The organism is Actinopolyspora lacussalsi subsp. righensis, from assembly GCF_900116555.1.
Lineage (GTDB): Bacteria > Actinomycetota > Actinomycetes > Mycobacteriales > Pseudonocardiaceae > Actinopolyspora > Actinopolyspora lacussalsi.
Window position 1 is genome coordinate 75702 of the sequence record NZ_FPAT01000004.1, and the last position, 13728, is coordinate 89429.

Annotated in this window: 5 protein-coding genes; 1 reads left to right on the forward strand and 4 read right to left on the reverse strand. The window is 67.5% G+C overall.

Annotation, left to right across the window (positions count from 1 at the left end):
- Positions 1 to 70 precede the first annotated feature (70 nt).
- Positions 71 to 3982, reverse strand: a complete 3912-nt coding sequence (locus tag BM394_RS08740; protein ID WP_092976520.1) for a DNA-directed RNA polymerase subunit beta' — start codon at positions 3980 to 3982, stop codon at positions 71 to 73.
- 92 nt (positions 3983 to 4074) lie between these two features.
- On the reverse strand, positions 4075 to 7557 hold the full coding sequence (gene rpoB, locus BM394_RS08745; protein ID WP_092976523.1) for a DNA-directed RNA polymerase subunit beta: 3483 nt from the start codon (positions 7555 to 7557) through the stop codon (positions 4075 to 4077).
- A gap of 772 nt (positions 7558 to 8329) precedes the next feature.
- Between rpoB and BM394_RS08750 the strand changes: the two genes are divergently transcribed.
- Positions 8330 to 11665: a CHAT domain-containing protein gene (locus tag BM394_RS08750; RefSeq protein ID WP_092977194.1), complete on the forward strand. Its 3336-nt coding sequence runs from the start codon at positions 8330 to 8332 to the stop codon at positions 11663 to 11665.
- Between the two features lie 276 nt (positions 11666 to 11941).
- On the opposite strand, the gene BM394_RS08755 is transcribed toward BM394_RS08750, so the two are convergent.
- Both BM394_RS08755 and BM394_RS08760 read right to left on the reverse strand, forming a co-directional pair.
- Entirely contained in the window at positions 11942 to 13048 is a 1107-nt protein-coding gene (locus BM394_RS08755) for a hypothetical protein (protein ID WP_092976526.1), read from the reverse strand.
- Positions 13049 to 13137: 89 nt separating this feature from the next.
- On the reverse strand, positions 13138 to 13668 hold the full coding sequence (locus BM394_RS08760; protein WP_092976529.1) for a hypothetical protein: 531 nt from the start codon (positions 13666 to 13668) through the stop codon (positions 13138 to 13140).
- Positions 13669 to 13728: the final 60 nt, after the last annotated feature.

Consider the following 13728-nt stretch of genomic DNA (forward strand, 5'->3'; position numbering starts at 1 on the left):
GAGACGAGCAGGGAGCCTGGCGACCACGACGGTGCGCCGAACACTTCCCGGTTCGGCGCACCGTTTCGCGTCAGCGGTAGTCGCGACCGAAGTCGAAGTCGTCCAGCGGAACCGCAGCACCGGTACCCGGACCGAACACGTCCGGTGCGTAGTAGCCGTCGTCGTAGGACGGGATCGCGTAGGCCGCGGCCCGTGCCTCCTCGGTCGGCTGCACCTGGATGTTGCGGTACTTGTTGATACCGGTACCGGCCGGGATCAACTTACCGATGATGACGTTCTCCTTCAGGCCGATCAGCTTGTCGCTGGCGCCCTCGATCGCGGCGTTGGTCAGGATCCTGGTGGTCTCCTGGAAGGAGGCCGCCGACAGCCACGACTCGGTCGCCAGCGATGCCTTGGTGATACCCATCAGCACCGGACGGCCGGAAGCGGGGTCGCCGCCCTCGGAGACCACGCGGCGGTTCTCCGACTCGAACTGCGCACGCTCGACCGGCGAACCGGGCAGGAACTCGGTGGCGCCGGAGTCGATGATGATCACACGCCGCAGCATCTGCCGGACGATGACCTCCACGTGCTTGTCGTGGATGCCCACGCCCTGCGAGCGGTAGACCTCCTGCACCTCGCGGACCAGGTGCAGCTGTGCCTCCCGCGGGCCGAGCACGCGCAGGATCTCGTGCGGATCGACCGCACCCTCCATGAGCCGCTGCCCGACCTCGACGTGATCACCGTCCTCGAGCTGGCGCTCCGTGCCACCCACGTTGAGCACCGCGAGCCGCTGCCGCTTGGACAGTTTGTCGTAGGTGATGTCCTCACCGCCGTCGTCCGGGGTGAGCGTCATCTTCCAGTAGCGGTCGTTGTCCTCCAGCTTGACCCGTCCGGAGGCATCGGCGATCGGCGCCTTGCCCTTGGGCAGCCTGGCCTCGAACAGCTCCTGCACACGCGGCAGACCGGCCGTGATGTCGTCACCGCCGACACCGCCCTGGTGGAAGGTACGCATGGTCAGCTGCGTACCAGGCTCACCGATGGACTGGGCGGCCACGATGCCGACCGCCTCGCCGACGTCGACGAGCTTGCCGGTGGCCATGGACCGGCCGTAGCAGTAGGAGCAGACTCCCGAACCGGACTCGCAGGTCAGCACGCTGCGGACCCGCACGGTGCTCACACCGGCCGAGATCAGTGTCTCGATGGCGGGATCACCCAGGTCCGAGCCCCTGGTGAGCAGGATGTTGCCGTCGGAGTCGGTGACGTCCTCGGCGGTCATCCGGGCGTAGACGCTGGTCTCGACGTGCTGCTCGCGGACCAGCTTGCCGTCCGGCGTGGTCTCGCCGATCGGCATCCGGATACCGCGGTCGGTGCCGCAGTCGTTCTCGCGCACGATCACGTCCTGCGAGACGTCGACCAGACGACGGGTCAGGTAACCCGAGTCGGCGGTACGCAGCGCGGTGTCGGCCAGACCCTTACGGGCACCGTGGTTGGAGATGAAGTACTCCAGCACCGACAGGCCCTCTCGGAAGTTGGTCTTGATCGGGCGCGGGATGTACTCACCCTTGGGGTTGGAGACCAGTCCACGCATACCGGCGAGCTGCACCACCTGGGACATGTTCCCGGCGGCACCGGACTTCACGATCATGCTGATCGAGTTGTCGTCCGGGAAGTTGTTCTCCATCGCCTCGGAGACGTCGTCCTTGGCCGCGTTCCAGACCTTGACCAGCTCGGCGTTGCGCTCGACGTGGGAGAGCGCACCGCGCCGGTAGCGCTTCTCCACCTGGTCCGCCTTCTCCTCGTAGGAGTCGAGGATCTCCTTCTTGTTCGGCGGCACGATCACATCGGAGATAGCGGTGGTGACACCGGACCTGGTGGCCCAGTAGAAGCCCGCGTCCTTGAGCTTGTCCAGCGTCTGGGCGACCGAGACCATCGGGTAGCGCTCGGCGAGATCGTTGACGATCGCGCCCTGGGCCTTCTTCGGCAGCAGCCGGTTCACGAACGGGTAGTCGGCCGGCAGCAGCTCGTTGAACATCACACGGCCGAGGGTGGTTCGCAGCGTCAGCGAGCTGCCGGGTTCCCAGTCCTCGGGCGTGTCCTCCTTGGCCGGGACGATGTCGTTCATCCGGATCCTGACCATCGCCTGCAGGTCGAGCGATCCCCGGTCGTGGGCCATCAACGCCTCGTCGTACGAGGAGAAGGCGTGCCCCTCACCGGTGGCACCGTCGACCTGGCGGGTCAGGTAGTACAGCCCGGTGACCATGTCCAGTCGCGGCATGGCCAGCGGACGTCCCGAAGCGGGCGAGAGGATGTTGTTGCTGGACAGCATCAGCACCCTGGCCTCGGCCTGGGCCTCGGCGGACAGTGGCAGGTGAACCGCCATCTGGTCACCGTCGAAGTCGGCGTTGAAAGCCTCGCAGACCAAGGGGTGCAGCTGCACCGCCTTGCCCTCCACGAGCTGCGGTTCGAACGCCTGGATACCCAGCCGGTGCAGCGTGGGCGCACGGTTGAGCAGCACCGGGTGCTCGGAGATGACCTCCTCGAGCACGTCCCAGACCTGCGGGCGCTGCCGCTCGACCATCCGCTTGGCGGACTTGATGTTCTGCGCGTGGTTGAGGTCGACCAGCCGCTTCATGACGAACGGCTTGAACAGCTCGACCGCCATCTCCTTCGGCAGGCCACACTGGTGCAGCTTCAGCTGCGGACCGACGATGATCACCGAACGGCCGGAGTAGTCCACGCGCTTACCGAGCAGGTTCTGCCGGAAACGGCCCTGCTTACCCTTGAGCAGGTCGGACAGCGACTTCAGCGGCCGGTTGCCCGGACCGCTGACCGGACGGCCGCGCCTGCCGTTGTCGAACAGCGCGTCCACCGACTCCTGCAGCATCCGCTTCTCGTTGTTGATGATGATCTCGGGGGCGCCGAGGTCGATCAGACGCTTGAGGCGGTTGTTGCGGTTGATGACCCTGCGGTAGAGGTCGTTGAGGTCGGAGGTCGCGAAGCGGCCACCGTCGAGCTGCACCATGGGGCGCAGGTCCGGCGGAATCACCGGGATCGCGCCGAGCACCATGCCCTGCGGGCTGTTCTTGGTCGTCTGGAACGCGGCGACGACCTTCAGCCGCTTGAGGGCACGCAGCTTCTTCTGCCCCTTGCCGTTGCGGATGACCTCACGCAGTCCCTCCGCCTCGGCGTCGATGTCGAAGTTGGCGAGCAGGGCCTCGATCGACTCGGCGCCCATGCCGCCGGTGAAGTACTCGCCGTAGCGGTCGTAAAGCTCGCGGTACAGCGACTCGTCCGAGATCAGCTGACGAGGCTCCAGCTTGGTGAAGGTCTCCCAGATCTCGTCGAGCTTGTCGATCTCCTTCTGCGCCCGCTCGCGGAGCTGGCGCATCTCGCGCTCGCCGCTCTCCTTGACCCTGCGGCGGACATCGCTCTTGGCGCCCTCGGTCTCGAGCTCGGCGAGATCCGACTCGAGCTTCTGCGCCCGCGCCTCCAGGTCGGAGTCACGCTGGTCGGCGATGTTCTTGCGTTCGACGCCGATCTCGCTCTCCAGCGTCGGCATGTCGTTGTGCCGCATCTCGGTGTTGACCGAGGTGATCACGTACGACGCGAAGTAGATGATCTTCTCGAGATCCTTCGGAGCCAGGTCGAGCAGGTAACCGAGCCTGCTCGGCACGCCCTTGAAGTACCAGATGTGCGTGACAGCGGCGGCGAGCTCGATGTGGCCCATCCGCTCACGCCGCACCTTGGCACGAGTGACCTCGACACCGCAGCGCTCGCAGATGATGCCCTTGAACCGGACTCGCTTGTACTTGCCGCAGTAGCACTCCCAGTCCCGGGTGGGCCCGAAGATCTTCTCGCAGAACAGGCCGTCTTTTTCCGGCTTCAGGGTGCGGTAGTTGATGGTCTCGGGTTTTTTGACCTCGCCGTACGACCACTGGCGGATCTCGTCGGCGGTCGCCAGTCCGATACGGAGTTCGTCGAAGAAGTTGACGTCAAGCACGTCGGATCTTCTCCCTTTGTTGGGTGTGTGCCGGGTGGACGTGGGGCCGGTTCGCGGCGGCCACGGCGGGCTGCCGCGAACCGGCGACGAGGTCAGTTGACGACGTCGTCGACCGAGGGGGCCTCGTTCTTGGACAGGTTGATGCCGAGGTTGGCCGCCGCGCGTTCGAGGTCCTCGTCGTCACCGTCCCGCATCTCGATGGCGGCACCGTCGCTGGAGAGCACCTCGACGTTCAGGCACAGCGACTGCAACTCCTTGAGCAGCACCTTGAACGACTCCGGAATACCCGGTTCTGGGATGTTCTCACCCTTGACGACCGCTTCGTAGACCTTGACGCGACCGAGCACGTCGTCGGACTTGATCGTCAGCAGTTCCTGCAGCGTGTAGGCGGCACCGTAGGCCTGCATCGCCCAGCACTCCATCTCACCGAAGCGCTGGCCACCGAACTGGGCCTTACCGCCCAGCGGCTGCTGGGTGATCATCGAGTACGGCCCGGTCGACCGTGCGTGGATCTTGTCATCCACCAGGTGCAGCAGCTTGAGGATGTACATGTAGCCGACCGCCACGCGGTGCGGGTACGGCTCCCCGCTGCGCCCGTCGATCAGCATCGCCTTGCCGTCGCCGTCCACGACGCGCTCCCCGTCGCGGTTCGGCCTCGTCGACGACAGCAGACCGGTGATCTCCTCCTCGCGAGCACCGTCGAAGACCGGGCTGGCGGTCTTGGTACCCGGCTCGACGTCGTAGAGCTCCTCGGGGATCTTCTTCGCCCAGTCCGGATCCCCGTCGATCGACCACCCCTGCGAGGCGATCCAGCCGAGATGGGTCTCCAGGACCTGCCCGATGTTCATACGCCGCGGCACACCGTGGGTGTTGAGGATGATGTCCATCGGGGTGCCGTCCTTGGTGAACGGCATGTCCTCGATCGGCAGGATCTTGCCGATAACACCCTTGTTGCCGTGCCTACCGGCGAGCTTGTCACCGTCCTGGATCTTGCTCTTCTGGGCCACGTAGACCCGGACGAGCTCGTTGACCCCGGGCGGCAGCTCGTCGTCCTCCTCGCGGTTGAACACGCGGACGCCGATGACCTTGCCGGTCTCACCGTGCGGCACCTTCAGCGAGGTGTCCCTGACCTCCCTGGCCTTCTCCCCGAAGATCGCGCGGAGCAGCCGCTCCTCCGGGGTCAGCTCGGTCTCACCCTTGGGAGTGACCTTGCCGACGAGGATGTCGCCGCCCTGCACCTCGGCACCGATGCGGACGATGCCGCGCTCGTCGAGGTCGGAGAGCACGTCCTCGGAGACGTTCGGGATGTCCCTGGTGATCTCCTCGGAGCCCAGCTTGGTGTCGCGGGCGTCGACCTCGTGCTCCTCGATGTGGATCGAGGTGAGCACGTCGTCCTGCACCAGCCGCTGGGAGAGGATGATCGCGTCCTCGTAGTTGTGCCCCTCCCACGGCATGATGCCGACGAGCAGGTTCTTGCCCAGCGCCATCTCGCCGTCCTCGGTCGAGGGACCGTCGGCGATGACCTGCCCTGCCTCGACCCGGTCGCCCTCGTTGACGATGGGCTTCTGGTTGATGCAGGTCCCGTGGTTGGACCGGGCGAATTTCTGCAACCGGTAGGTACGCCGGTTGCCGTCGTCGTCCATGATCGTGAGGTAGTCGGCGCACAGGTCCTCGACGACACCCGCCTTCTCCGCGGTGATGACGTTGCCCGCGTCGACGGCGGCACGGAGCTCCATGCCGGTACCGACGAGCGGGGACTCGCTGCGCAGCAGCGGAACCGCCTGCCGCTGCATGTTGGCACCCATCAGGGCGCGGTTGGCGTCGTCGTGCTCCAGGAACGGCAGCATCGCCGTGGCCGCCGAGACCATCTGACGCGGCGAGACGTCCATGTACTCGATCTCGGTGGGGGCGAGCAGCTCGACCTCGCCGCCCTTGCGCCTACCGAGCACACGGTCCTCGAGGAAGTTGCCGTCGTCGTCGATCGGCGTATTGGCCTGCGCCTTGGTGTAGCGGTCCTCCTCGTCGGCGGTGAGGTAGTCCACCTGGTCGGTGACCACACCGTCGACCACCTTGCGGTAGGGCGTCTCGATGAACCCGAACGGATTGACCCGGCCGAAGGTGGCCAGCGAACCGATCAGACCGATGTTCGGCCCTTCCGGCGTCTCGATCGGGCACATCCGGCCGTAGTGCGAAGGGTGGACGTCACGAACCTCGACGCCCGCACGCTCCCTGGAGAGACCACCCGGCCCCAGTGCCGAGAGCCTGCGCTTGTGCGTCAGGCCGGCCAGGGGGTTGGTCTGGTCCATGAACTGGGAGAGCTGCGAGGTGCCGAAGAACTCCTTGATCGCGGCGACGACCGGGCGAATGTTGATCAGTGTCTGCGGTGTGATCGCCTCGACGTCCTGGGTCGTCATGCGCTCGCGGACGACGCGTTCCATCCGGGAGAGGCCGACCCGCACCTGGTTCTGGATCAGCTCGCCCACGGTGCGCAGCCTGCGGTTACCGAAGTGATCGATGTCGTCGAGCTCGACCGGGACGTCGTTGTCCTCGGAGCCCATCGAGTTCTCGCCCGCGTGCAGCCGGACCAGGTACTCGATGGTGGTGGCGATGTCGTCGTGCGTGAGCACGCCCGAGGTGAACGGCAGGTCGATGCCGAGCTTCTTGTTGACCTTGTAGCGGCCGACGCGGGCGAGGTCGTAACGCTTCTCCTTGAAGAAGAGGTTCTCCAGCAGCGTCTGCGCGCTCTCCTTCGTCGGCGGCTCGCCGGGGCGCAGTTTGCGGTAGATGTCCAGCAGGGCCTCGTCCTGGCCCGAGGTGTGGTCCTTCTCCAGGGTCGACAGCATCGTCTCGGAGAAGCCGAACCGCTCGCGGATACCCTCGGCGGTCCATCCCAGCGCCTTGAGCAGGACGGTGACCGGCTGCCTGCGCTTGCGGTCGATCCGCACACCGACGGTGTCGCGCTTGTCGACGTCGAACTCCAGCCAGGCACCCCTGCTCGGGATGATCTTCGCGCTGTAGACGTCCTTGTCGGTCGACTTGTCGACGGTCTGGTCGAAGTAAACGCCGGGCGACCGGACCAGCTGCGAGACCACGACACGCTCGGTGCCGTTGATGATGAAGGTGCCCTTGTCGCTCATCACGGGGAAGTCCCCCATGAAGACGGTCTGGCTCTTGATCTCGCCCGTCGTCTGGTTTATGAACTCCGCCGTGACGAACAGCGGAGCCGCGTAGGTCATGTCCTTGTCCTTGCACTCCTCGATGGAGGCCTTGACCTCATCGAACCGCGGGTCGGAAAAGGACAGCGACATGGAGCCCGAGAAGTCCTCGATCGGGGAGATCTCGTTGAGGACCTCTCCCAGACCACCAACGGGCATTTCCTCGCCGGCATCGACCCGGCGCTGGAACCAGGCCTCGTCACCGACGAGCCATTCGAAGGATTGGACCTGCAGATCGAGCAGGTCTGGTACTTCCAGCGGCTCACGGATCTTCTCGAATGAGACCCGCCTGGGGGCCCCAGGGATCCCCCTCGTGAAGTTGGAAGCTGCAGAGACCTTGGTCGCGCGGGAGACTGCCAAGATGCGTCCTTCCGGGACTCTGAACTGGCTGCAACCGCTTCCGGAGCGTTGGGTGTAAGTGTCCGGATAGCACGGCTGTCAAGGGTGCAATGGCGCCCGCAATCCGGAAAACCCCAGCGCAGGGGTCCATTACTGAGTCCTCAGGCCAGGGAACGGAGAATGCGGGCAGCGCAACGTAGCAGTCTAGCGCGCGTGTCGCCCGCTGTCGAGAGGGGGCCAGTACTGGCCGCCCCGATGATCACCGCATCACCCGCTGGTTCATCTCCTGCGTCGTCCGCTCCGGCGTCTGCCGGGAACAAGCGTGACCTCCCGGAGGCCGTGAGTCAAGAGCTCCACACCGCATCACTCTCCCGACGGAAAACAGGATCACTCGATGTGGTTAGGAACCACTCCGTGCGCTGCTGCTGTCACGGTACGCCGCGATCGGAGTCACATCGTCCGCGCCTCCACCTTTCGACGAGTGGCGACCACGAGGCCCACTCGGGACGCGCGCTCGGGACGCGCGAGGTGTCCGCCGCCCTACCGGACCCGCCTCCCGACGGCGCTCGAACACCGGAAAAACGTTGCGTATTCCCACAGTGCGGACAATCGACGCGAATTTTTGACCGATACCCCGGCGAAGCCGCACGGGACGCTCGTATCGTCTGCAGCGAGCAGCGGGCATGGCACGATCGAGATGTGACCGTGCGGAATCATGATCCTACTCTATGGACGCTGCCGGCCTCCAGGAGCCGGCCCCGGTTTCGCACCGGCGGTGACACGGGAGAACAGGATGGACAACAAGGTGAACCAGCAGGACCGAACCCCCCGGGACGACCGGACCGAACGTCCGACGCCGGAACAGGGGGCGAGCGGCACCGGAAACAGCTGGTTCACCAACGAGGCGGACGAGCCCCCATCATCCGAGCAGCCGGGACAGCGAGAACCGGAGCAGCGAGAGCCGCGGCAGCAACAGCCACAACAGCAGCAGGGCACGGCCGCCCCCCATCCGGCAGCCGCTCATTCGACAGCCACCCATTCGGCAGCCGCTCGTGCCGCCGCCCCCCGTTCGACGGAGCAGGACGCCGAACAGCGATACGCGGACGCGCTCGCCGCGCTCAACCGGATGATGAGCACCTTCGACTTCAAGGAACTGTCCTGGGTCACCGAGGTGCTGCGCGCCACGGCCGGAGCACTGCCGGAGCAGGACCCCTCTCGTCCCGGGGTACTCAACAATCTGGGAAGCGCCGCCCAGCTCGCGCACCTCGCCTCCGGTGATCTCGCGCACCTGGAGGACGCGGTGACCTATTACCGCTCCGCCGCGGAGGCGGCGAGCAGCGACGATCCGGACGTGGTCCTCTACCTGAGCAACCTGGCACTGGCACTGACCGACTGCGCCGGCCGCAAGGGCTCGGCCGAGCAGGCCGTCGAGGCGGTCGACGTCGCCCGGCTCGGGGTCGAGCGCACCGGCACGGCCGGGGCGGGGGGCACGGACTCCGACTCGGCGGACCTGCCGCGCCATCGGGACACCGCGCTGATCAGGTTGGGAAACGCGCTGAAACTGCACGCCAGGCTCGCGGCCGACAACGACTCGGACGACGAGTCGATCGAGGTCTTCCAGGCCGCGCTGCGGGAGTCGAGCGGCCAGGACGGTGCGCAACGTCCCGAGGGCCCGGACCTGATGATCAGCCTCGGCTCGGCACTGCTGCGCAGACACGAGCGAACCACCGATCCGAACGACCTCGACGAGGGGATCAAGTACCTGCGCACCGGCGTGGGGATGCTCCCGGACGGACAGCACCGCCGTTGGATGCTGCTGCGGTTCGCGGAGGCGCTGCGATTGCGCTACCGCCAGCGGGGGGACCTGACCGATCTGCAATCGGCGATCAACGAGCTGTTCGGGGTGCTCGACGACCTGGAGTCGGGCAACCCGGTGCTGGGCAAACTGATCTGGAACCTCACCTCGGCGACGGTGGAGCACCTGGACAGCAGCGGCGAGTCCGGCAATCTCTACCGCGCGTTGAAAACGATCAGCCCGGTGATGCGCAACCTGGCCACCGACGATCCGAACCGGGCCGTGGCGCTGGCGAGCTACGGAGCGCTGGCCCGCAGGCACTACATGCACGCGGGCAACACCGCGGCGCTGGACACCGCCGTGGCCGCGGGTGAGGCGGCGCTGGATGCCGAGACCACGGCGCCCAAGCGCTGCGCGGTCCTCAACTCGCTGGCCTCCACACTGATCACGCGGTTCGAGCGGGCGGGCCAGCAGTCCGACCTGGATCGCGCCCACGCCGCCGCCAGTGAGGCGCTGCAGGACTCCGAACAGCGCACCGCGCCGCAGTACACCGCCTACGCGCAGCTGGGTGTGGTGTCCACGCACCAGCACCGGCTGAACTCGCGCAACGACGAGTTGGAAACGGCGATCGAGATGTTCGACAGGGCGCTGATCGCCATGCCGGACTCGGCACCGGAACGCGTCACGGTCGCCACCCATCTCGGCCGCGCGCTGCAGACCCTGCACCGCCGCACCGGCAGGCGGAAGCTGTACCGGTGGGCTCGCAGAACGCTGACCGAGGCGGCCACACTGCCGACCGGCCCGGCCGATCAGCGCCTCAAGGCCGCCAACCTGTGCGGCAGGCTCGCGGCGCAGGCGCACCGCTGGTCCGAGGCACTCGAATCGTTCACGCTGGCCGTCGAGCTGCTTCCGCTGGTCACACAGGGCAAGCGCGCGGTGGCGACCCCGACGGTGCAGCGCCGCTGGGCCCATGTGACCGCCGACGCGGCGGCCTGCGCGATCGAGGTGGGCAAACCGGAGCGGGCCGTGGAGCTGCTGGAGCACGGGCGTGCGGCGCTGCTTTCCGAGCTGATGCCCGCGGGCAGCGAGCTCGGGCAACTCAACCTGACCCATCCGGATCTGGCCACCGACGCGGTGCGGCTGCGCAGGCTGCTGGACCGCCACCCCGAGGAGCCGATCCTCGGCGGGGTGGACGTCATCGACGACGTGCGGCGCAGGCGCTGGCTGGCGGACACCTGGGACGAGTTGCTCGACGAGATCCGGAACGAGTCCGGCGGTGATCGGATGCGGCCGTGGTCCTTCGACACCCTGGCAACGGCCGCCGACGAGGGCGCGGTCGTGCTGATCAACCTGAGCGAGTTCCGTTCGGACGCGGTGATCGTCTTCGGTGGTCGTGCCCTGGTGGTCCGGCTGCCCGGTGTGACACCGGAGCTGGCCGAGGAGCACGCTGCCTCCGCGCTGAACGCGGCGCAGCAGGCACAGCGCACGGCCGACACCGAACGCACCCTCGGTATGACGCTGGACTGGCTGTGGCAGCACGTCACACGCCCGGTGCTGGAGCGGATGGGATACACCCGCACACCGCCCCAGGGAGCGCGGTGGCCCAGGCTGTGGTGGAGCACGCAGGGTGCCGCGGCCTTCCTCCCGCTGCACGCGGCGACCTCGACCGGCGGGGACAGCGCGTTGGACCGCGTGGTGTCCTCGCACACGCCGGGACTGCGCGTGCTGCTGACTACCAAGCGGCGGCGGGAGCGGACCGGTGCCGACACGGCGCTGATCGCGGGCCCCTCCGACGAGCGGACTCCCGACCAACCGGGCAGGATCCCGGCACGGCACTGGTCCTCGGCGACCGCCATGTCGGAGCGCGACCACACCGCCGACGACGTGTTCGCCGCGTTCGGGCACCACCAGCTGATCCACGTCTGCGAACCGAGCACGCAGCACGCCGCCCAACCCGCCGCCGGACTGGTGCTGGACCGGGAGGACCGCGCCAGGTCGCTGAACCTGCTCGACATCGGGCAGCGGGACTTCGGGGACGCGAAGTTCCTCTGCCTGGCCAGGTGCAGGACGAAGGACGCCCCGTCGGCGGCGGCGCTGACGATGGCGGGGGCGTTCGCCTTCATCGGATTCGCGCACGTGATCAGCACGCTGTGGGCGATGCACCGGGGTCCGGCGGAGGACGTGCTGGCGGCGCTGTACGCGGAGCTGGCGCGCGACGGCGAGTTCCGGGCCGAGTTCTCCGCGGGAGTGCTGCACGCGACCACGCGCCGACTGCGGCGGCGCTACCCGGAGGCACCGACGCTGTGGGCCGGTTACACCCACGTGGGGGTCTGAACATCGGTTCGGCGGAGCGGTCGGCGGCGTCGATTTCTCGCGAGATCGCCGTGCAGGTAGGGCCGCGCACGTGGCTGCCGCGCACGCGAGTACCGGGAGTGCGCCCCACCGCCGCCCGGCAGTGGTGAGGTGTGCCGGCCGAGCGGCCCCGGTCGACCCCGTAACGGGTACCGCCACGGGAAGACCGCACCTACGGGTGCGGCCGAGGCCGTGTAGCAATACGACGGCTCAGGAACGCTTCTACACGTTTCCTGAACGGTGTCAGAGCTGGGTCGTTCAGAGCTGGGTCATGCTGCTGATCTTCCACTGGTCACCGCGTTTCACCGCGATGACGTTGAGCTGTGCCGGGTAGACACCGCCTTCACCGCTCTCGGTGCGGGTGGCGTTCTGGTTGACGAACAGCAGCACCTCGGCGCGTCCGTCCCGCAACATCGTCACCCCGGAGTCGGCGACGGTGGTGGTCAGCACCATCTTCTGTTCGGGGGCCTGCTCGCGCACCGTTCGGAACATCTTGTCGTACTGCTCGACCGAATCGCCGACCAGAACGTTGCCAGCCGCCTGCTCGGTTTTGTCCATATTGGAGTAGTCGAAGGAGAAGATCTTCTCCACGGCCTTGCCGACCTGGCCCTTCACCTCGCTGGTCGCCGACTCGTCCACCAGGGCCCGGTTGGCTGCCGCGCCCCCGTGCCGCAGCGTGTGAGCGGAGTACTGGAACCAGCAGGCCAGCCCGGCGAATCCCACGGTCAGCGCCAGCAGCACGGCCGTGAGCACCTTCCGGTTGCTCCGCGCCGAACCGCTCCCGGCGGTCGCGCCGGAACCACGGTCCGAGCCGTCCGGGTCGGTGTCGCCCGAGTCCGAGCCCTCGGAGTCCGAGCTCTCGGGGGTCGAACCGTCCGAATCAGAACTACCCGAGTCAGGACCGTCCGAATCAGGGCCGTCCGAGAGGTCCTCCCCCTCGTGTCCGGGGAGCGACTCGTGTCGCCGTTCGGCCGTGTCGTCGGTCGCGACCGAGGCAGCCACCGATCCGGTCTCCGACGCGGTGTTCGTTCCCTCCTCCTCGGGTAAGCCCCCGCTCTCCTCGGGTAACTCCGTGCTCCTCTCCGGCGCGCCGCCCCCGGCGGAGGTCATCGATGGCGCGGACTCGACCGGAGCCGCACCGCCCGCACCGGTGGCGGTGGGCTCGTCCACCGAAACCTCGCCGGACGAGTCGACTGGCGAATCACCGGAGGAATCGGCGGGCGAGTCGGCGGCGACATCACCGGTGACCTCGGGGTTTCGGGCGTCGCCACCGGTCGCGGCACGGTTGCGCGCACCGGCCACGCGCGGCTTGCGCACGGCGGAACCGCCTCGGCCGCGGCCGGTGGGACGGCGAGAGTTGCTCACGGGTGTTCTCCTTGCACGAAAACTGCGTTACCGGCCGGTCTCGTGGCGGCCGTGACGGATCGATGTCGAGCGGTCCCGAGCGACACCGCTCACCCCGCGCTCGGGGTCATCCGGTTCAGCTTCCACTGCCCGTCGGTCCTGGTGAGTTCGGCCCTGACCCGCCAACGGCTGGTGGTCGGCTTGCCACCGTCCTCGGTCTTGGTGATCTTGTAACTGGCGATCAGCCGGGCCTTGCCCTGCCGCGTGTTCAACTCGGTCAGGGCCGAGGCCAGGATCTCGGCCTCGGTGACCGACTTGGCCTTGGTCACCTGCTCGACACGCTGCTCCCGGCTGCCCTCGAGCACCTCACGCAGCGGCCCGGTGGTCCCGTCGATCGCGCGCCGCATGTCCTGCTTCACCCTGCGGTGGTCGATCGAGTTGAAATTGATCACCGCCTGTTTTCCGACACGCGACACGCGATCCCGGGTGACCGCCAGCTCCACGTCGGAGTCGTTGGCCGCGAGCGCCCAGGAAACCCCGAATCCACCCGCCGAGAGCACGCTCGCGACGAGCAGCACCACCGCCACCGGCACCATCCGCCAGCGGCGGGGCCGCAGCAGTGCCGAGACCGCCGATCTCATAAGAGTCCCTTCCCGAACGAGTGCGGAACCGGCGCGGTGTCCCGATCGCCGACCGGGGCA